This window comes from Dactylosporangium sp. NPDC051484 (assembly GCF_040689395.1).
Lineage (GTDB): Bacteria > Actinomycetota > Actinomycetes > Mycobacteriales > Micromonosporaceae > Dactylosporangium.
In genome coordinates this window covers 47,306-67,726 of sequence record NZ_JBFAZX010000002.1, presented here as the reverse complement: position 1 = coordinate 67,726, position 20,421 = coordinate 47,306, and the positions used below count along the sequence as shown (strand labels likewise).

The following is a 20,421-nucleotide window of genomic DNA, read 5'->3' as shown; positions in this document are numbered from 1 at the left end:
GGATCGTCATAATGGCGATGATCGTGGGCGCACTCTGCAGGCTGTCGATGGAGGAACACGCGTGAGGCTTGAGGATCTCTCGTCCGGTGTCCGGGTGAACGGTGTGGTGCCTGGCGAGACGGTCTGCGTGATCGCGGCCCAATGGCACGGTTCCGACGCCGTGGAACTGACGTACCGGACCCTCGACGGAGGACTGCGCCAGCAGGTGCTCTTCCGTGCCGATGAGGCCAAGCTGCATCTGTCGGATGCGGGCAGCCGGCCGTTCGACGCCGCCGCTGAGGAGTTCCGGCTGGTCGCCGAGGTGCAGCGGATTTCGCTGGCCGGACTGTTCGACCCGATGCTGGCGGTGGCCACCAGCGACGTGCAGCCGTTGCCCCATCAGATCCGGGCCGTGTACGGGGAGATGCTCGACCGTGCGCCGCTGCGGTTCCTGCTGGCCGACGACCCGGGTGCCGGCAAGACGATCATGGCCGGCTTGTACATCAAGGAGCTGCTGCTGCGCGACGACGTGAAGCGCTGCCTGATCGTGGTGCCCGGCGGACTGGTCGAGCAGTGGCAGGACGAGCTCTACTTCAAGTTCGGCCTGCGCTTCGACATCCTCACCTCGGCCATGGTCGACGCGGCGTTCGGGTCAACCGTGTTTGAGCAGTACCCACTGCTCATCGCGCGGATGGACCAGCTCGCGCGCAATGAGGGCTTGACCGCTCAGCTCGACGACGCCGAGTTCGACCTGGTCGTCGTGGACGAGGCCCATCGGATGGGTGCCCACTACTTCGGCGGCAGGCTGAACAAGACTCGGCGATTTGCGCTCGGTGAGCGCCTACGCGACCGCACTCGTCACCTGCTGCTCATGACCGCCACCCCGCATGCGGGCAAGGAGGAGGACTTCCAGCTGTTCCTCACGCTGCTCGAACGCGACGGCTTCGAGGGCAGGTTCAAGACAGGCGTCCACAACGCCGACACCAGCGGGCTCATGCGACGCATGGTCAAGGAGGACCTGCTCACCTTCGACGGCAAACCACTGTTCCCCGAGCGCATCGCCCAGACCGTGCCCTACGAGCTCACCGCGGACGAACGGGACCTCTACGAGCGCGTCACCGACTACGTGCGCGAGGGGATGAACCGTGCCGAACGGCTGGACGACAAACGCCGCAACACCGTCGGTTTCGCCCTCACGGTGCTCCAGCGACGGCTGGCTTCCAGCCCCGAGGCGATCTACCAGTCCCTGGTCCGGCGCGCGGAACGGCTCACGCGTCGCCGGGACGACCTGATCCACGGTCAGGGCGTCGCCGACGAGCCTGGCCTGATCGACACGGGGAACTGGGACGACGGCGAGCACAGTGCCGAGGAGATCGAGCAGATCGAGGAGGAGCTGCTGGACGCGGCCACCACGGCCCGCACCGTCGCGGAACTCGACAGCGAGCTGGCTGACCTCGACAAGCTCATCCAAGTCGCGCGGCGGGTCCGAAGCCTCGACACTGACCGCAAATGGGTCGAACTGCGCAGGATTCTCGAGGACAACGACCTCATCCACCCCGGCGCCGAGCGGCCCCGCAAGCTGATCATCTTCACCGAGCACCGCGACACCCTCAACTACCTGGCCCGCAAGATCGGCGCAATGTTCGGCTCACCGGCCACGGTGCAGGCCATACACGGCGGTGTTCGACGCGCGGACCGGCGGGCCGTCACCGAGGAGTTCACCAAGAACCCGGTATGCCAGGTGCTCCTGGCCACCGACGCGGCCGGCGAAGGTCTCAACCTCCAGGCCGCTCACTTGATGGTCAACTATGACCTTCCGTGGAATCCCAATCGCATCGAGCAGCGCTTCGGCCGCATCCACCGCATCGGGCAGAGTGAGGTGTGCCGGCTGTGGAACCTTGTGGCCGCGAACACCCGCGAGGGCGAAGTGTTCACCCGGCTGCTGCAGAAGGTCGAGGAACAGCGCAAGGCATACGGCGGCAAAGTCTTCGACGTCCTGGGCTCGGCCTTCGACGAGACGCCGCTGCGGGACCTGCTGATCGAGGCCATCCGCTACGGCGATCTCCCCGAGACCAGGGCCAAGATGGAGCAGGTCATCGACGCCTCGGTCGCTCACGGGCTCAAGGAGCTCCTCGAGGAACGCGCACTCACCCACGACACCATGTCGGACGCGGACCTGGCACAGATGCGGCGGCGAATGGAGGAGGCCCGCGCACGACGCTTGCAGCCGCACTACATCGAGTGGGCCTTCCGCCATGCCTTTCAGCGTCTCGGGGGCCGCCTTGTGAGACGTGAACGCGGCCGCTACGAGATCAACCAGGTTCCCGCCGCCATCCGCGCTGTCGCGAAGTACGGTCCAGTCGCTTCCCGCTACGAGCGGATCACGTTCGAGCTCGACCGTATCGACGTTGACGGTAAGCCGCGTGCCGACCTCCTTGCCCCCGGGCATCCACTCCACGACGCCGTCGCCGAGCTCACCATCACGCAGCTGCGGCCCCTTCTTGAGCGCGGTACCGTCCTGGTCTCCCCGCAGATCGAGGAGCCGAACGTGCTGGTCGGCGTCGTGGAGGAGGTTGTTGACGGCACCGGAGAGTCCATCGCCCGGCGATTCGGCTACGCCTATGTCGATCCCACCGGACGGGTGTCGCCCGCCGGACCGGCACCATATCTTGACTGCGTCGCCGCCCCGCGCACCCCGGCCGTGGCCGGGGCCACGAAACTGTCCTGGCTCGGTGAGGCCGAGTCCCGCGCCCGGACCTGGATCATCGGCCACCAGCTCAAGGAGTACCTCGCCGAGGTCGCACCCCGGCGGCTCACGGAGATCGAGCGGACCCGTATCCGAGCCGACCAGCGGTTGACCCAGGAGTCGAACCGGCTTGTCGGCGAGGCGACGGCGGCCCGGGAGAAGGAGCAGAACGGGATCAAGCCGAAGGAGAGCTCTGACAGCCTCCTGCGCAAGGCTCAGGAGCTGGCAGTCCGCAGGCAGACCCGCTTGGCGCTGCTGGAGCAGCAGGCCCGCCTGGCCACCAGGCCGCCCCGCGTCACGACCGCCGCGCTCGTGCTTCCGCTCTGCATGGTCGAAAGCTCGATCGCGGCGGACGCCCCGATCCGTGCGAAGGAGACCAAGGCCGTCGAGCGGCGCGGTATCGACCTGGTGCTCGCGGTTGAGCGTGCTCTCGGCCGGCAACCGCAGGAGCAGGCGTTCGACAATCCTGGCTACGATGTCCTGTCCATCCCCGCCGGCGGTGAGCCTTCGATCCGCATCGAGGTCAAGGCACGGCTTGAGGGAGCCGAGGACTTCTACGTCACCCACAACGAGATCGTCACCGGCAAGAATGCCGCCCCGCAGTACCGGCTCGCCCTGGTACTTGTCAGCATGGCCGGCCCTGAACACGACCAGGTGCGCTACGTCGCTGACCCCTTCGCCGGCATCGACTTCGGTGACCTCGCAGCGACCGGGGTTCGCGTCAGCTGGCGGAAGACCTGGTCCACCGGCTCCACCCCGTTCTGATCCAAGGTTCTCGGTCGACCGGACCGCACTCCGGTCGACGGTGAGGCGTACCTGCTCAGTGGGGATCATGCGCGGGGCGGCCGGCCGCGGCCTCGTGTCCGGCGCGCTGGACAACGCCTACCGCCGGGCTATTCCATTGACGTCGTTATCCTCGTCAATGGAGCGGGAAGGAGCGCTGATGTCCAACGGGGGCGGCGTCGGCCTGTGGCGGAGCAGAGATTTCCAGATCTTCCTTGCCAGCCAGACCCTGTCGGCGCTTGGCGATTCGTTTTCGTTCGTGGCGATTCCGCTGCTGGTCCTGCGGGCCACCGGCTCCCTCGTGCAGATGGGCGTGGTCACCGGCCTGGTCGGCGTCTCGTCCGTCGTCACCGGCGTCTTCGTCGGCTACATCGCCGACCGGGCGGACCGGCGGGCTCTGCCGGCTGGGCTTCGGCGCCTGCTGGATCGGCTCCTGGGCGCTGTGCGGTGTGGCTATCGCCGGCCTGGGCCTGACCACCAGCGCGATCACCGTCGGCGTCCTGGCCACCGTGCAACTGCTGGCCACCGGCTGGGCCGGCATCTGCTCGATGTCGTTGCGGCAGGAGGTGACCCCGCAGCACCTGCTCGGCCGGGTCACCTCCGCGTTCTGGACCCTGCACAACTCGCTCGGCCCGCTCGGCGCGGCCGCTCTCGCCGGGGCGGCCGCCCGCTACGGCGTGATGGTCACCTGCGTGGTCGGCGGCACCGCCTGCGTGGCCATCGCGCTGGCCGCGCTGGCCACCTCGATCCGGCAGCGCCGGCCGGAGACCGTCGAGGTCACTTGACCACGACCCTTGACGCCACGACGGTGCTTGATCCGATCGAGACTCGTCCGCCTGACGCGTCCGCGGCTCACCGTGGCCGACCGCGCGGCCGGCGTCGTGGTGACCCGCGGCCACCTCACCGCGGAGATGCCGCCGTATCAGCGGCGCTCGGCCAGCTCGGCGAGCCGGTCGAGCGAGGCCAGCAACTTCTCCGGCGTGGTCGCTCTTGCCCGCGGGATGCGATCCTCATCCGTGAGTTGCGTCCAGTCGTAGGTGTGCGTCACGCGCGTCTGCGACGCGTCGATCGGCTCGAGTTCCCACCGCCACAGATGCCCCGGTGCCGGCTGACCTGACTCGCTCGGCCGCCACGCGATGCGGCGCTGCTCGACGAACTCGACCACATGGTTCTCCCGGACGCCGCCTGTCGTGATCGTCATGACGAAGACGTCACCGACGGCGTGGACCCGCTGCCCCGAAAGGGCCTCGGACAGGTTGTCGTTGCCGTCCCAGCGTGGCTGCTGTGAAGGATCAGCGATGAGCTCGAAGATCTCCGCGGTCGCGGCGGCGATATCACGACTGGCGGTGACGACACGCTCGGATTCATGAAGTCTGGTCACGTCCTCATCAAAGCACGCGACAACCGATCGGTCGCCTTGGCGTCTGGCTTGCGTCGTGGCTGATCATTGAGCGGTGACGCACCCTGCCGCGCTGCCCGCAGAACCAGGTACGTACTCGTTGGCCGTTCCGCCGCTGTTCGCCGCGCTGGCTCCGGCGCGCAGCATTCTCATCGCGGGAGCGGGCGGTGGGTTCGACGTGTACGCCGGCCTGCCGTTGGCGCTTGCCCTCTGGCGCGGCGGCGCGCAGGTACACCTGGCCAGCCTGTCCTTCTCCGAACTCGAACTGGTCGACCGGGACGCGTGGCTGGCGGAGCATGTCGTGGCGGTGCGGCCGGACACGGAGACTCCGGACTGGTACTTCCCCGAAGGGACGCTCGCCCGGTGGCTGGCGGCTCACGAACTGCCCTCGACGGTGTACGCGTTTCCGCCGCTCGGAGTGCAGCCGTTGCGGGACGCGTATCGGTACCTGATCGAACACCTGAGCATCGACGCGGTGGTGCTGGTCGACGGCGGCACGGACATCCTGCTGCGCGGCGACGAGAGCGACCTCGGCACCCCGGTGGAGGACATCACCAGCCTCGCCGCCGTGACCGCGCTCGACGTGCCGATCAAGCTGGTGACCAGTCTCGGGTTCGGTATCGACGCCTATGACGGCGTCAATCACGTCCAGGTGCTGGAGAACCTCGCCGCGCTCGACCGCGACGGCGGCTACCGCGGCGCGTTGTCCATCCCCGGAAACAGCCGCGAAGCAGCGCTGTACCGCGACGCGGTCGCCGATGCCCAGGCGGCCACACCACAGCGGCCGAGCATCGTCCAGGGCCAGATCGCCGCCGCCGTCAGCGGCGCGTTCGGAGACGTACGGTTCACCGGGCGTACCAGCGGCAGCGCCCTGTTCGTCAACCCGCTGATGGCGATGTACTTCACCGTCGACCTCGACAAGCTCGCCGCCCGATGCTTGTACCTCGACCGCATCGAGAACACCATCGGCAGGCGACAGGTGATCGGGCGCATCCAAGCGTTCCGCGACCAACTCCCCAGCGCCCGCGTTCCCCGCGCGTTTCCCCACTGAACGACACATTGATCCCGGCCCGCCGTCTCTTCTACCAGAGTGGATGCGGCTTTCGGCAATGGCAGTGGGCCGTCGACGCTGATCTGGCGTACCGGATGAAGATTGCCGGACAGGAACGGCCTCGTCTTCGTCCTCGACTACGTCGGGTTCGGACACGGTGCAGTTCGTATCACGACGGCCGCTTATAGGCCGACCGCTTGCATGTGACGTAGTCGGGCCGGCAGCGGTGGCACCCGCAGCGCGCCGCCGCAGGCGTCGAGTTGCCTGCGGACATCGCCGCCCCACAGCGTCCAGGTCCAGCCAGGCCAGTTCGGCGACAGATCGTGGAGGGTGCCCTCGAGCCGGTCGATGCACCACAGCGCGCCGGCGCGGGTGGCTTGGTCGAGGTGCAGGCCCCAGCGTGGCAGTTCCGAGCGCTCCAGGCTGGTGTACCCGGGCCCCAGTGCCTCGACCCTCTCGGCGGTGGTGTAGGCGATCGCCGTCGGGTTGTCGGCGGTCAGGTACAGCTCCAGCGAGCCGTCGGGGCGCCGGACGCTCAGCGTGCCCTGGTACCAGTGGTCGAGCCAGTCCTCGGGGCGGTCGTCCGGGCCATCGAACGGCGCCGGGCCGTCCGGGGGCATGGGCGGGTCGGGCGCCTCGCGCAGCGGGTCGGGGTCCTGGCCGAGGTACGCCGCGACGTCGAGCACCCCGTCGAACGCCCAGCGCACGTGCCAGCCCGGCCACGCCTCGGCGAGACCGGCGAGCCCGTTGACGAAGGTTTCGTAGTCGTCGGACCACTGGAAGGCCAGCAGCACCCGCCGGTCGTGGTCGATGACGGCGGCGCCCTCGCAGTACACATCGGTCATGAGCTCGTCGACCGGCATGATGCCCGTCCACCGCAGGGCCTCGGCGGTGTTCGGCGGCGGGGGTTCGGGCGGCTCCGACGGCCGCAGCGCCGCGGTCGCCGCCTCAGGACCGGCCATCAGGTCGGCCACAATGCGCTGGCCGCCCCATCGCGACCAGCCCATGGACGTCTCGCCCCGCTCGATGACGACGTAGTTCGCCCGGCTCCCCATAGGCGACCATGCTGCCGCAGCCGCGGCGCACGGCGCGAGTGAGTATCTTGGCGGCGACCTGGCGACTCGCGCTGCGGCAGGCCAACACGACGGCGGCTTCTGCCCGAATGGGCCCAAGCGCTCGCGGCGCCTGTCACCGTCGTGCGCGAGCACCGGGCGAAGGCGATCGCGCCGGGCCAGGAGGAGACGCGGCAGCGCCTTCGCGACCGGACCACAACCAGCCACCCGCGGATATGCGCCGGACCGGCGGCACTGGGGTTGTGCCGTCTCCGCCTACGGCGCAGGTTCCAGTACGACGACTGGGATCTGGCGGGTAGTCTTCCGCTCGTAGTCGGCAAAGCCGGAATATGCGGCCTTCTGCGCGCTCCAGATCTGTTCCCGCTCGCCCCCTGCGGCCACTCTGGCGATCAGCTCGACCTTGCCCGTACCGATCTCCGCTTGGACCCGCGGATGAGCGAGCAGGTTGTAGTACCAGTCGGGATTGGTGGGAGCACCGCCCTTGGTCGCGAACACGGCGTAGCCGCTGTCCACCTGCTGGTACATCACCGGGTTCACGTGAGACCGGCCGCTCTTGGCGCCGACCGTGTGCAACAGCAGCAGGGGTGCGCCAGTGAACTGACCGCCGACCTGCCCGCCGTTGGCGCGAAACTCACCGATGATCTTGTCATTCCAGTCGCTCATGACGTCTCCTCGGCCCTGCGTACCGGCTCCTCAATCATAATGCTGGCAGTCCGGCCGCAGTGCAGCGGTGACAGTACGTAGCGCTCGGTTCGCGGCGTGATCGTGCACCATCTGACATTATGGACTGCCGTTCGGGGCAACCCGGACATCGGCGGTTGCGGACATCCTCGGCTCCGCCGGGCCGGTCACCAGCTGTGACGTTCGGTGGCCCGCTGCGCGTCCGAGCGGCGGCAGATGCCGCTACCCGCGCAGGCACGGTGATGCGCTTTGCTGTCGTCGGATCTGCCACGGGGAATGCCCCGTCTTCAGGCGTGGGGGAGGATGTCAACGAAGAGAGACGTTCCCTCAGTAAGGGTGGTTGGCATGGATGTCGGCGACATCGTCGAAGACTTCGAACTGCGAGACGACCAGGGCGTGGCACGGTCGCTGACCGGGCTGCTCGCGGACGGGCCGGTGGTGCTGTTCTTCTACCCCGCGGCCCTGACCCCCGGCTGCACAGCCGAGGCCTGCCACTTCCGCGATATCGCCGCCGATCTCAAGGCGGTGGGCGGGCAGCCCGTCGGGATCAGCGGTGACGCCGTCGAACGCCAGTCCGAGTTCGCCACTCGCCACGGGCTGGGCTATCCGTTGCTGTCCGACGCGGACGGCACCGTACGCGCACAATTCGGCGTGAAGCGCGGTGCGTTCGGGCTCACCCCGACCAAGCGGGTCACCTTCGTCATCGACACCGACCGCCGGATTCTCGAGATCATCAAGAGCGAGATCCGGATGGACGTGCACGCCGACAAGGCCGTGGAGGCGTTGCGCAAGCGGCGCGGCGCCTGACTGGGGGAGGGCGCCGCAGCGATCCGCGGACCGCACGGCGCCGTCACGCCGAACTGGGCCGCGCGGTCGGACCGGGGCGCGCGGCGGGATGTCTGGCAGAATTGGTGCCGTGACCCTCGCGATGCGCCACACGACGCGCGACCTGCGCCGGCGCAACCGGGCGGCGCTGCTGTCGCTCATCTACCACCAGGGCGCCGCCAGCCGCGTTGAGCTGGTGCGAGCCTCCCGGCTCAGCTCCGGCTCGGTGAGTAACGTCGTCGGCGACCTGGTCAACGACGGCATGATCGCCGAGGTCGGCTCCGAGGACTCCGACGGCGGGCGCCCGCGGGCGCTGCTGCGGGTGCGGCCCGAGTTCGGCAAGGTGGTCGGGGTCGACATCGGCGAGACCCACGTCCAGGTCGGGCTCTTCGACTGGACGCTGCGGCGGATCGCCACCACCACCTTCGGCATCGCCGAGACCAGCCTCGAGCCGGAGGCGGTGGCCTGGATGGTCAGCGCCGGCATCGCGAAGGTCAGCGCCGAGGCCGGCGTCGACCCGGGCAGCCTGCTCGGCGTCGGGGTGGGCGTGCCCGGGGCGGTGCAGCCGACCGGGACGGGCACCGCCGTGCACGCGCCGACCCTGCGCTGGTCAGGGGTGCGCCTGGACAAGATGCTCGAGGAGAGCGTCACCGTCCCGCTGTACATCGACAACTGCGCCCGCACCCTCGGCCAGGCCGAGATGTGGCGCGGCGCCGGCCGCGGGGCCAGCCGCAGCGTCGTCGCCCTGCTCGGCGTCGGCATCGGCGCCGCCCTGGCGACCGGCCCCGACTCGCGGGAGTCGACCAGCAGCACCAGTGAGTGGGGCCACACGGTCATCATGGCCGGCGGCGCGCCCTGCCGGTGCGGCTCGCGGGGCTGCCTGGAGGCGTATGTCGGCGCCGAGGCCGTCCTGTCGCGCTACGCGGCCCTGGCCGGCGGCGAGCCGATCGAGGCCGTCGGCACCGAGGCCCGCCTCGCCGAACTCGCGGCCCGGGCGGCCGGGCCGGGGCCGGCGGCGAGCGTGCTGGAGACCACCGCCGAATACCTCGGCATCGGCATCGCCAACCTGGTCAACCTGCTCAGCCCGGACCGGGTCGTCCTCGCGGGCTGGGTCGCCGAGGTCATCGGGCCGCAGATCCTGCCCGCCGTGCGCGCCGCCGCCCGCCGGCACTCCCTGCCGTATCTCTACGACCAGCTGCAGATCCAGCTCGGCGAGCTCGGCACGGACGCCGTCGCCCTCGGCGCCGCCACGCTCCCGGTGGTGCAGATCCTCTCGACCGGAGAGCTCCCGCAGTCCCGCTGACCAGTTGGCCGCGAGCCATTGACGGGCATTCCCCTCGACACTTACCTTAAGTCGTAACGTAAGCCTCGGCACGGGAGTCCTGCGCATGACCAGTCCTGCCGGCGACGGCCAGCACTACATCAACGCCACCTTCCGCGACCCCCTGGGCGGCCGCACCGGCCCGGTGCTGGAGAAAGCGACCGGCGCCCGGATCGGCACCTACGCCCGCGGCGATGCCGCCGACGTCGACCTGGCCGTGCGAGCCGCCCGCGCCGCCCAGCCCGGCTGGGCCGCCCTGGGCGCCCCCGAGCGGGCCGCGTACCTGCGCCGCTTCGGCAACTACCTGGAGACGCACTACGAGGACCTCGTCCGGCAGAGCATGCGCGAGACCGGCGGCGTGCGGGCGAAGGCCGAGGACGAGGTCGGCGCGAGCGTCCGCCAGCTGCAGATCTCCGCCGTGCAGGCCACCGACAGCGCGGGGGAGCTGCTCCAGCCGTACAAGACCGGGAAGCTCTCCATGTCCCGCGCCGTCCCGCTCGGCGTGCTCGGCATCATCACCCCCTGGAACTACCCGATGAACCTCGCCATGCGCGCCGTCGCGCCCGGCCTGGCCTTCGGGAACACCGTCGTGCTCAAGCCGGCCGAGCTGACCCCGGTCATCGGCGGCCAGGTGCTCGCCCGCGCCGCCGCCGCGGTGGGGCTGCCGCCCGGCGTGTTCAACGTCGTCACCGGCGACGGGCACGACGCCGGGCACGCCCTCGCCGAGCACCGCGGCGTCGACCTGCTCGACTTCACCGGCTCCCGGGCGGTCGGCCTGGCCATCGCCGCATCGGCCGCCACCGACCTGCGCAACGTCCGGCTCGAGCTCGGCGGCTCCAACGCCTTCGTCGTGCTCGACGACGCCGACGTCGACCTCGCCGCCTCGTCCGCCATGGTCGCCTCCCTGGAGTTCCAGGGCCAGACCTGCATCAGCGCCAGCCGGCACATCGTGCAGCGCGCCGTCGCCGAGCGCTATCTCGACGCGGTGACCCGCCGCGCCGAGGCCCTCGTCGTCGGTGACCCCCTCGACCCGGCGTCCGACCTCGGCCCGCTCATCAGCGAGGCCCAGCGCGACCGGCTGCACCGCGAGATCGTCGAGCCGTCGATGGCCATGGGCGCGAAGCTCGTCACCGGCGGCACGTACGATGGCCTGTATTACCGCCCGACGGTGCTGTCCGGCGTCACCCCCGACATGCCCGCGTTCCGTGACGAGATCTTCGGACCGATCATCCCGATCACGGTGGTGGACACGCAGGAGGAGGCGATCGAGCTGGTCAACGGCTATCCGATGCTCATGGACTCGGTGTTCACGGCCGACCTCGTGCGCGGCCTGGCCGTCGCCGAGCGGCTGCAGGCCGGCGAGGTCCACGTCAACGACGCCCACGCCCGCCACGGCGCCGAGAACCAGATGCCGGGCTTCACCAGACGCCAGTGGATCGGCCTGCAGCGCGAGCCGCTGACCCTGCCGGACTGGACCGCCGATCCGGCTGGCCGGCGGTGACCGCGCGCCGCGCCCTGGTCGTCCGCGGCGGCTGGGAGGGCCACGCCCCGGTCGAGACCACCGAGCTGTTCCGCCCCGCCCTCGCCGACGCCGGCTTCGACGTGACGATCGCCGAGGACCTCGATGTGTACCGCGACGAGGTCCTGCTGGCCGCCACCGACCTCATCGTGCAGTGCTGGACCGGCGGCGAGCTCACCGACAAGCAGAGCGCCGGCCTGCGCGCGGCGGTGCACGCCGGCACCGGCCTCGCGGGCTGGCACGGCGGGCTGGTCGCCACCTTCGCCGACGACCGTGAATACCTGCGCATGGTCGGCGGGCTGTTCCTGCACCACCCGGAGGAGTTCCTCGACCACCGGGTGCGCATCGAGCCCGAGCACGCCGGGCACCCGATCGTCGCCGGGATCGGCGACTTTACCGTGCACACCGAGCAGTACTGGATGCTCACCGACGCCCGCAACCACGTCCTGGCCAGCACGGTCGTCGACCCGGCCGACGGCGGGCAGGGCGACGGCGCGGTCGGCATGCCGGTCGTGTGGACCCGGCAGTGGGGCCGCGGCCGGATCTTCTTCTCCGCCATCGGGCACCGCATCGAGGACCTGCGCCAGCCGCAGGTGCACACCCTCACCGCGCGCGGCCTGATCTGGGCCAGCCGATGAACCTCGGACGGTTCGGGTTCGGCACCGCGCCGCTGGGCATCCTGCCCGACCTGGTCGACGCCCCGGCCGCGCAACGCTGCCTGGAGCGGGCCGGGGAGCTCGGCATCCGGTACTTCGACACCGCCCCCTTCTACGGCGCCGGCCTGGCCGAGGAGCGCCTCGGCGCCTTCCTCGCGGGCTCCGGCCGCACCCCGCGGCCGGTGCTGTCCACGAAGGTCGGCCGCAGCGTGGCAGGCGGCACCACGGTCTTCGACTTCGGCCGGGACGCGGTGCGCCGCCAGCTGGAGGAGAGCCTGCGCCGGCTGCGGACGGACCGGATCGACATCGTGTACCTCCACGACCCCGACGACCACTGGGCCGCCGCGATCGACGAGGCCTGGCCGGTCCTGGCCGAGCTGCGCGCGAGCGGGGCGGTCGGCGCGGTCGGCGCCGGCATGAACCAGACGGCGATGCTGCACCGGTTCGTGCGCGAGACCGACATGGACGTCATCCTGCTGGCCAACCGTTACACGCTGCTGCAGCAGTACGAGGCCGACGAGCTGTTCACCGCCTGCGCCGAGCGGGGCGTCGCCGTCGTGCTCGGCGCGGTGCTCAACGGCGGTATCCTGGCCACCGGCGCGGTGCCCGGCGCGAGCTACGAATACCGGCCGGCACCGCCGGACGTGCTGGCCCGGGTGGCCCGCATCGAGGACGTCGGCCGGCGGCACGGGGTGCCGCTGATCGCCGCCGCCCTGCAGTTCGCCGCCGCCCACCCGGCGGCCGCCTCCGTGCTCATCGGGGCCAAGTCGGCCGCCGAGATCGAGCACAACCTCGCCGCGGCGGCGCACCCGATCCCCGCCGCGTTCTGGGCCGAGCTGCGCGACGAGGACCTCGTCGGCGCCGACCGGCCGCTGCCGGCCGCCTGACCCTTCCGAACCGCACGATTGACCGTCCGATGCTCACGACTTACCTTAAGTCGTAGGAAAAGTCGCTCTCGCTTCGCACCCGACACCCCCGAGTGAGGAATCGACATGCCATTCCGAACCCGCTCCGGCCCGCTGCTGGCCGGCCTGCTCGCCGCCGGCCTCGCCCTCATGGCCGGCTGCTCCAGCAGCAAGGACGCCCCCGACGCGGCCGCCACCGGCGCCGGAGGCAAGGTCGAGCTGACCTTCTGGGACTGGGATCCCAACATGGACAAGGTCGTCGCGCTGTGGAACGACGCTCACCCCGACATCCACGTCACCGTGTCCAACCCGGCCGGCGGCGACCAGCTCGTCAGCAAGATGATCAGCGCCCACCAGGCCAAGAACGGCCCGGACATCGCCAAGGTCGAGTACCAGTCGCTGCCCGCCCTGGTCTCCAACGGTGTCGTGCGCGACATCACCGAATACACCAAGCAGGCGGTCGCCAACTTCGACACCGCCACCCTCAGCGCCACGAAGCTCGAGGGCAAGATCTACGGCATCCCGCAGGACGTCGCCCCGCTGATGCTGTTCTACCGCGTCGACCTCTTCGGGCAATACGGCCTGGCGGTCCCCACCACCTGGGAGCAGTTCGCCCAGGAGGCCGCCACCCTGCACCAGAAGGCGCCGAACGTCGCCATGACCAACTTCGACGCCGCCGACCCCGGCTGGTTCACCGGCCTCGTCCAGCAGGCCGGCGCCGACTGGTGGAGCGCCAGCGGCAGCACCTGGAAGGTGAACATCAACGGGCCCGAGTCGAAGAAGGTCGCCGACTACTGGCAGGGCCTGGTCAAGAGCGGCCTCGTGCTGAAGAACCCGTCGTTCTCGCCGCAGTGGAACAAGCAGATGAACGACGGCAGCATCGCCACCTGGATCTCCGGCGCCTGGGCGCCCGCCCAGCTCGGCGGCATCGCGCCGCAGACCAAGGGCAAGTGGGCGGCGGCGCCGCTACCCGCCTGGACCGCCGGCGACAAGACCACCGGCATCTGGGGCGGTTCCGCGGTGACCGTCACCGCCGACTCCACCCACCCGGCCCAGGCCGCGCAGTTCCTCTCCTGGCTCAACGCCGACGACACCGCCGTCGCGGCCCAGGTCGAGAACATCAACGTGTACCCCGCCTCGACCTCCGGCCGGTCGCTGCCGATCCTGCAGAAGCCGCCCGCGTTCCTGCCCAACCAGCCCGACTTCTACACCGTCGTCAAGGCCGTCGCCCCGTCCTCGCGCAGCTTCTCCATCTGGGGCCCCAACGTGACGGTCACGTTCCGCGGCTACACCGACGCCTTCGGCCAGGCCCTGCAGAACGGCACCTCCTTCAGCGCCGCCCTCGACACCATCCAGGACAGCACCACGGCCGACATGAAGAAGCTCGGCTTCACGCTCGGCTAGCCCCGTGGCGGCCGCCGGTGCGCCGGCGGCCCGCCACCCGACGAGAGAGGCGGACGTTGACGACGCAACCCCTCCGACGGCGCCGGCGCAGCGCGCTGCCCTATGTGCTGGTCCTGCCGGGCACCCTGCTGTTCGTGCTTTCCATCCTGGCCCCCGGCGCCTACGCCGTACTGCTGAGCCTGCAGCGGCGCAAGGTCGCCGGCGGGCTGCTCGGCGCCGGCTCCAAAGTGGTCTTCGTCGGCCTCGACAACTACCGCCAGGTCCTCGCCGACGCGCAGCTGTGGTCCAGCGTCCTGCGCATGCTCGCGGTCGGCGCCGTCACCGTCCCGGTCACCATCGGGCTGGCGTTGCTGTTCGCCCTGCTGCTGGACACCGCCCGGGCCCGCTTCACCCGCGCCGCCCGGCTGCTCATCTTCCTGCCCTACGCGGTGCCCGGCGCCATCGCCACCCTGCTGTGGGGCTTCATGTACCTGCCCGCCACCAGCCCCATCGGCGGCGACCACCTCAACTACTTCAGCGCCGCCGGCATCTACGGCTCGGTCGCCAACATCGTCGTCTGGGGCGCCGTCGGCTTCAACATGGTCGTCATCTACACCGCCCTGCGCGCCCTGCCGCCGGAGATCTACGAGGCGGCCCGCATGGACGGCAGCTCCGAGTGGCAGATCGCGCTGCGCATCAAGGTGCCGCTCGTGCTGCCCGCGATCACCATGTGCACGCTGTTCACCGTGCTCGCCTCGGCTCAGCTGTTCAACGAGCCGAACACCCTCAAACCCCTGTCCAACGCCATCTCCTCGACCTGGGTGCCGCTCATGAAGGTGAACACCGACGCGTTCGTCAACTCCGACATCCACACGGCCGCGGCCACCTCCGTCGTCCTCACCGTCGCCGCGCTCATCGTGTCGTTCGCCGCCGCCCGCATCGTGCAGGCCCGCGTCACCGGGGCCGGCCGGTGAGCACCGCGACCGTCGATGCCGCACCGCCCCGCACAGCGCCCCGGGACCGCGAGCCCGGCGGCCGCACCCGGCGCGGCACCGCCGTGCTGCCCACCGCGACGCTCGTCCTCGGCGCCGTCTACTGCATCGTGCCGACGCTGTGGATCCTCATCGCCGCCACCAAGTCGTCCGCGGACCTCTTCTCGACCGCGACGTACCTGCCGAGCCTCGACGACGGGCTGGTGCGCAACGTGCGGGAGCTCTCGGCGTACCGTGACGGGATCTTCTGGCGCTGGATGTTCAACAGCTTCCTGTACGCGTTCGCCGGCGGGGTCCTGGCGTCGGCGGTCTCCGCGGCGGCCGGATACGCGCTGGCGAAGTACGAGTTCGCCGGGCGCACCGCGCTGTTCAACGTGATCCTCGCCGGCGTGCTGCTACCGCAGATCGTGCTGGCGATCCCGCAGTATCTGCTGCTGTCCCACGTCGGCCTCACCAACAGCTACCTGGGCGTGATCCTGCCGCAGCTGTTCAATCCGTACGGCATCTACCTGTGCCGCATCTACGCCGCCGCCTCCGTGGATGACTCGCTGCTGGAGGCCGGCCGCATCGACGGCGCCGGCGAGTTCCGGCTCTTCCGCTCCGTCGGCCTGCGACTCATGGTGCCCGGCCTGATCACCGTGTTCCTGCTGCAGTTCATCGTCATCTGGAACAACTTCCTGCTGCCGTTCGTCATGGTGGCCGACGACGACAAGTTCCCGCTCACGGTCGGCCTCTACAGCATGCTGCGCCACGGCGCGGCCGAGGCCTCGCTCTACTCGCTGGTCATCACCGGCACCCTGCTGTCGGTGCTGCCGGTCATCGCGCTGTTCCTTTCCCTGCAGCGGTACTGGCGGATCGACCTCGTCACCGGGGCGGTCCGATGACGACCGCCCTGCTCGCCGTGTCACTGGACCGGAGCATTGCGCCGCGGTACCAGTGGCGGCCCTATATCCTGACGGCAGCCGCGTTGCCGTCCGCCCCATGCATCGGCGTCCGCCACTGACCCGAAACGGAAGACCCGCCCCATGCAGAAGCTCTCTCTTGACGCCCGGGTACGCGAGCACCTGGAACGCGCGGCCGCCTCCTCCGCCGGCCGCAGCGCCGAGACCCTCTTCGGCGGCCACGAGCACGCCCTGAGGCAGACCCTCATCGCACTGCGCGCCGGCGCGACGCTGGCCGAGCACGAGAACCCCGGCGAGGCGACGCTGCTGGTGCTGCGCGGGCGCGTGCGGCTGCACAGCGGCGAGACCTCCTGGGAGGGCATTGCCGGGGATCTGCTCATCGTGCCGTCCGCCCGGCACAGCTTGGAAGCCATCGAGGACGCCGCAGCCCTGCTGACAGTCGCCAAGACTTCCTGACGCGGCGCGAAGCACACGGAGCTCAACCATGTCGACTGGAATCGTTTTCGAGACGCACTCCTGGAGTGAGGACAACGATCGAGGTGTGGCGAGCGGCTGGCTCCCCGGACGGTTGTCCGCGCGCGGCCGCGACCTCGCAGCCGAGCTCGGCCGGCGCCGACGGGGCGACGTCGACGTGGTGCTGACCTCCGACCTTCGCCGCGCGGTGGAGACCGCGGAGCTGGCGTTTCCGGATGAGACCGTGCCGATCTTCCACGACTGGCGCCTCCGGGAGTGCGACTACGGCGACTGCAACGGCATGCCGGCAGCGGACCTGCACGAGCACCGGGAGCAGTATCTGGACCGGCCGTATCCGAATGGCGAGAGCTGGCGGCAGGCCGTGCGGCGGGTGGCAGGCGCCCTCGACGACGTGGCGTCCCGCTGGGCCGGACAGCGGGTGCTGGTCATCGGTCACGTGGCGACCCGGTGGGCGCTGGATCATCTGGTCGACGGCGTGCCGCTGGACGAGCTGATCACCGCCGACTTCGGCTGGCGGGAAGGATGGGAGTATCGGCTCGGCCCCACGAACCGGGTCGTGGCATGACACCGCACGCCGCCGTCGATCGGTAGTGTTGAACATTCACAGCGACCGAGCGGACGGCGGGGGCGGCGATGGGGCGCGAATCAAGGAGCGAATCGATCATCGAGTCGGCGCGTGGATCCGGGCCGGGTGGCCGGCGTGCGGTGCTGGCGGTGGCGGTCGTCGTCCTGGTGGTCGGCGCCGTGGTGGGTGTCGTCCTCTGGCGTTCCCGGGACGCGGCCTTGCCCGATGCGTCGGCGTCGCCCCGGCCGCGGGCCTCGGAGCTGTACGCGGCCGACGACACGACGCTGATCGCGCGGTTCGACACCGACGATCCCCGCGAGAGCTGCCTGCGAGTGCCGGTCAACCACTGGGGCTATTTCTGCGACTATGTGGTCACGTGGTGGCAGGCGCAGGCCGCCTTCGGGGCCGACGAGGCGCAGCGGCTCGATCGTCTGCGGCACGGTGGGTACCGCATCGGCGGTTCGCTCGACCCACGGCTGCAGGCCGGCGCGAAGCAGCGGGTCGACCAGCTCCTGCCGGTCAGCGACCCGAAGGTGTTCTCGCTGGCCGCGATCGAACCCGGCAGCGGCCTGGTCAGGACGATGGCCGTGAACCGCAACTTCCGCCGCCCGCCGGCCCCCAGTCCGGCCGGTTCGGACCAGCCGGTGTGGCGATCCGCCGGACCGGACCTGGTGGACCCACTCGTCGCCGGCGATGCGAACACGCCCGGCGAGGCGGCCGGCGCGCCCTTCATGATGTTCACGCTGGCCGCAGCGCTGGAGGGCGGCCTGACGCTGGACCACACGATCGACACGAAGCGGGTGTACGAGTCGAAGTACGTCATCGACCCGCAGAGCGCGGTGGCCTGCCACGGCGGGCACTGGTGCCCCGCCAACGCCGGCGACTCGGCGTACCTGTCGGGGCGCCGCACCATGTGGGACGCGTTCGGCCACGCGGTGGTGACGTACTTCGTCGCGCTCGAGGAGCGGGTCGGCGCGGACAAGGTGGTCGCCATGGCCCAGCGCCTGGGTATCACCTTCCGCAGCCAGGCGGACCGGCTGCTGAGCGAGCCGCCGAACAGCGCGTCGTGGGGCGCGTTCACCCTCGGCGTCTCGTCGACCACCGCCTTGGACCTGGCCAACGCGTATGCCACCCTGGCCGCCGACGGCACCCGCTGCGACCCGCTGCCCGTCGCCCGGGTCGTCGACGCCAGCGGCCGGCCGGCTCCCGGCGTCGGGCCGCACTGCGAGCCGGTGCTCCGCCCGGAGGTGGCCCGCGCTGCGATCGACGCGGGTCGCTGCCCGCTCGGTGATCATTCCGCGTTCGGCGACCGCTGCGGCGCCGGCAACGTCCCGGCTACGACCGTGCGTGACACCGTGGGCCGCCCGGTGTCCGGCCAGACCGGCCAGACCGGCGACCGCCGTAGCTTCTCCGTGGTGGTCGCCGGGCCGCAACTGGTCACCGGGGGCATGATCGCGACCCCGCCGGGGGTGAACGGTGGCGCGGTCCAGATCGACTCCGGCGTGCCGGAGGGCGCCATCGGGGCGGTCGCCGGGGTCGAGCACGACGGCCTGGCCCCGCTGCCGGCCCGCGACTTCACCGCCCCGCCACGGGAACTCGCCTTCGCCGCCTGACAATCCGGCGACATTGAGGAAGCGGACCGGCACGGTCCTCCTGCGGCCTGACGTTGACATCAACAGATAACTTTATTTACTGTTTCTCGGCGTCTCCGCAGAGAGGATCGCCGATGCGTACGCTCGTCGCCCCGGCCGCCGTGCTGACCGTGCTCGCCGGCACCAGCGGCGCCGTGGCCGCCGCCCCCGGCCCGGCCCCGCTGGCGCCGGCCGATCTGAGCGGTTCGGTCGCCGCCACCGGCATCGCCCTGTCCTGGCGCCAGCCGGCGGGCGGTCCCGCGGTCGCGTCGTTCCGCGTCTACGAGGGCGGCGCGGTCGTGCGGCGCACGGCGACGACGTCTGCCCCGATGCAGTACATCGGCGTCAACACCACCCACACCTACACGGTGACCGCGGTCTCCGCCAACGGCGTGGAGTCGCCCCCGTCGGCGCCGTTCACAGGCACCACGTGGACGCCCGGCATGGCGCCCCAGTGCGACGAGCCCGCGCCCCTCACCGTCTTCGACGTGACGTCCTCCGCCCTGTCGGTGCGCTGGTCGGTGGGCCGGGCCTCGCCGCAGCTCGCCCTGACGGTCAACGGCCGCGACTACGGCATCGTGCCCGGCACGAGCCTGCGCGTCGGCGGCCTCAGCCCCGACACCGCATACGCGATCGCCCTGCGCCGCGTCAACTGCGACCCGCGCACCCCGGCGGTCGGCTACGCCACCGTCCGCACGCTGCCCGGCGCGACCAACGCGGCCGCCGCGCCGCGGAACCTCGCCGCCACCGCCCAGACCGACCGCTCGATCGGCCTGGCCTGGTCGGCTCCGTCCGATGGCTCCTACGTCCACCAGTTCGCGGTCTACGACGGCGCCTACCGGGTCGCCACGACCTGGATCCCGTCGGCGACGATTACCGGCCTGTTCCACAACACCGTGCACCGCTTCACCGTGGCGGCGCTGGACGTGGCAGGCAACGAGTCGGAACACAGCCCCGTCCTGTCTCCCGCGACGGCTCCCTGCCCGGTTCGCCCGCCGTCCCCGTCCCGCTTGACCGCCACCGCCGTCACCCCGTCGACCCTGCGCCTGGACTGGATCCTCGAGTCGACCGCCGGCTCCTACACGGTGCTGGACGGCGACAGCGCCGTCGCCACCGTCACCGACCCGGCCGCGGTGCTCACCGGCCTGGCGCCGGCCTCGCCACACAGCCTGCGTGTGGTGGGCTCGCTGCCCGGCTGTCCCGACACGTCCGCCTCGGCGCCGCTGACCGTGACCACGCTCCCAGGCCCCGCCGGCCGCCCGGCGGCCCCGCTCGGCTTCCACGCGGCCCAGCCGACGACCGTCAACACCTACGACGCCGACGTCCCGCTGTCCTGGACCCCGTCGCCCGGCCTGGCCTACCGCCTGTACGACGGCGCCACGGTGGTCGGCACGTACCCGGGCAACGCCGTGACCGTGCGCACCCGCGGCGCCGAACGCCACCAGTACCGCCTGACCGCGGTCGACGCGAACGGCGACGAGTCCCCGCCGACCGCCCCGATCGACGTGATCACCCCGTTCCTGCCCGCCCCGTGAC

18 protein-coding genes are annotated in these 20,421 nt (G+C 70.8%); 15 read left to right on the top strand and 3 right to left on the bottom strand.

Annotated elements, in window-relative coordinates; translation table 11 throughout:
• Positions 1-61 precede the first annotated feature (61 nt).
• Together AB0367_RS04265 and AB0367_RS04260 are read left to right on the top strand one after the other, a co-directional pair.
• Positions 62-3,490 (top strand): helicase-related protein, encoded by a 3,429-nt coding sequence (locus AB0367_RS04265; protein WP_366224714.1) that lies wholly within the window; start codon positions 62-64, stop codon positions 3,488-3,490.
• Between the two features lie 467 nt (positions 3,491-3,957).
• A complete protein-coding gene (locus AB0367_RS04260) occupies positions 3,958-4,293 on the top strand; it encodes a hypothetical protein (protein ID WP_366224713.1) in 336 nt (111 codons plus the stop codon).
• Between the two features lie 137 nt (positions 4,294-4,430).
• Here AB0367_RS04260 and AB0367_RS04255 read toward each other — a convergent pair whose 3' ends face one another.
• The gene (locus AB0367_RS04255; protein ID WP_366224712.1) at positions 4,431-4,889 is read right to left on the bottom strand and encodes an SRPBCC family protein; all 459 of its coding nucleotides are present in this window, start codon (positions 4,887-4,889) and stop codon (positions 4,431-4,433) included.
• A 73-nt stretch (positions 4,890-4,962) separates the two neighbouring features.
• On the opposite strand from AB0367_RS04255, the gene AB0367_RS04250 reads away from it, so the two are divergent.
• A complete protein-coding gene (locus tag AB0367_RS04250) occupies positions 4,963-5,958 on the top strand; it encodes a DUF1152 domain-containing protein (protein WP_366224711.1) in 996 nt (331 codons plus the stop codon).
• 182 nt (positions 5,959-6,140) lie between these two features.
• Here AB0367_RS04250 and AB0367_RS04245 read toward each other — a convergent pair whose 3' ends face one another.
• Positions 6,141-7,013, bottom strand: a complete 873-nt coding sequence (locus tag AB0367_RS04245; protein ID WP_366224710.1) for a hypothetical protein — start codon at positions 7,011-7,013, stop codon at positions 6,141-6,143.
• A 273-nt stretch (positions 7,014-7,286) separates the two neighbouring features.
• A complete protein-coding gene (locus tag AB0367_RS04240) occupies positions 7,287-7,694 on the bottom strand; it encodes a nitroreductase family deazaflavin-dependent oxidoreductase (protein WP_366224709.1) in 408 nt (135 codons plus the stop codon).
• Between the two features lie 363 nt (positions 7,695-8,057).
• Here AB0367_RS04240 and AB0367_RS04235 point away from each other — a divergent pair, with 363 nt between their 5' ends.
• The 12 genes from AB0367_RS04235 (at position 8,058) to AB0367_RS04180 (ending at position 20,420) form a co-directional block, all read left to right on the top strand.
• A complete protein-coding gene (locus tag AB0367_RS04235) occupies positions 8,058-8,519 on the top strand; it encodes a peroxiredoxin (RefSeq protein ID WP_366224708.1) in 462 nt (153 codons plus the stop codon).
• Positions 8,520-8,628: 109 nt separating this feature from the next.
• Positions 8,629-9,840 (top strand): ROK family transcriptional regulator, encoded by a 1,212-nt coding sequence (locus AB0367_RS04230; RefSeq protein WP_366224707.1) that lies wholly within the window; start codon positions 8,629-8,631, stop codon positions 9,838-9,840.
• Positions 9,841-9,925: 85 nt separating this feature from the next.
• The gene (locus tag AB0367_RS04225) at positions 9,926-11,359 is read left to right on the top strand and encodes an aldehyde dehydrogenase family protein (protein WP_366224706.1); all 1,434 of its coding nucleotides are present in this window, start codon (positions 9,926-9,928) and stop codon (positions 11,357-11,359) included.
• The gene (locus AB0367_RS04220; protein WP_366224705.1) at positions 11,356-12,015 is read left to right on the top strand and encodes a ThuA domain-containing protein; all 660 of its coding nucleotides are present in this window, start codon (positions 11,356-11,358) and stop codon (positions 12,013-12,015) included. Before AB0367_RS04225 ends, AB0367_RS04220 begins: the two co-directional genes overlap by 4 nt.
• The gene (locus tag AB0367_RS04215) at positions 12,012-12,920 is read left to right on the top strand and encodes an aldo/keto reductase (RefSeq protein ID WP_366224704.1); all 909 of its coding nucleotides are present in this window, start codon (positions 12,012-12,014) and stop codon (positions 12,918-12,920) included. Before AB0367_RS04220 ends, AB0367_RS04215 begins: the two co-directional genes overlap by 4 nt.
• A 105-nt stretch (positions 12,921-13,025) precedes the next feature.
• Positions 13,026-14,342 (top strand): sugar ABC transporter substrate-binding protein, encoded by a 1,317-nt coding sequence (locus AB0367_RS04210; protein ID WP_366224703.1) that lies wholly within the window; start codon positions 13,026-13,028, stop codon positions 14,340-14,342.
• Positions 14,343-14,398: 56 nt separating this feature from the next.
• Positions 14,399-15,295 (top strand): sugar ABC transporter permease, encoded by an 897-nt coding sequence (locus tag AB0367_RS04205; protein ID WP_366224702.1) that lies wholly within the window; start codon positions 14,399-14,401, stop codon positions 15,293-15,295.
• Positions 15,292-16,197 carry a carbohydrate ABC transporter permease gene (locus AB0367_RS04200; protein ID WP_366224701.1) on the top strand — a complete coding sequence of 302 codons (906 nt, stop codon included), beginning with the start codon at positions 15,292-15,294 and terminating at the stop codon, positions 16,195-16,197. Before AB0367_RS04205 ends, AB0367_RS04200 begins: the two co-directional genes overlap by 4 nt.
• Positions 16,198-16,338: 141 nt before the next feature.
• Positions 16,339-16,671 (top strand): cupin domain-containing protein, encoded by a 333-nt coding sequence (locus tag AB0367_RS04195; RefSeq protein ID WP_366224700.1) that lies wholly within the window; start codon positions 16,339-16,341, stop codon positions 16,669-16,671.
• Between the two features lie 28 nt (positions 16,672-16,699).
• Positions 16,700-17,254, top strand: coding sequence for a histidine phosphatase family protein (locus AB0367_RS04190; protein WP_366224699.1), 555 nt, complete (start codon positions 16,700-16,702; stop codon positions 17,252-17,254).
• A gap of 149 nt (positions 17,255-17,403) precedes the next feature.
• Positions 17,404-18,867: a penicillin-binding transpeptidase domain-containing protein gene (locus AB0367_RS04185; protein WP_366224698.1), complete on the top strand. Its 1,464-nt coding sequence runs from the start codon at positions 17,404-17,406 to the stop codon at positions 18,865-18,867.
• A gap of 113 nt (positions 18,868-18,980) precedes the next feature.
• Positions 18,981-20,420 (top strand): hypothetical protein, encoded by a 1,440-nt coding sequence (locus tag AB0367_RS04180; protein ID WP_366224697.1) that lies wholly within the window; start codon positions 18,981-18,983, stop codon positions 20,418-20,420.
• The last annotated feature ends 1 nt before the right edge of the window (position 20,421 follow it).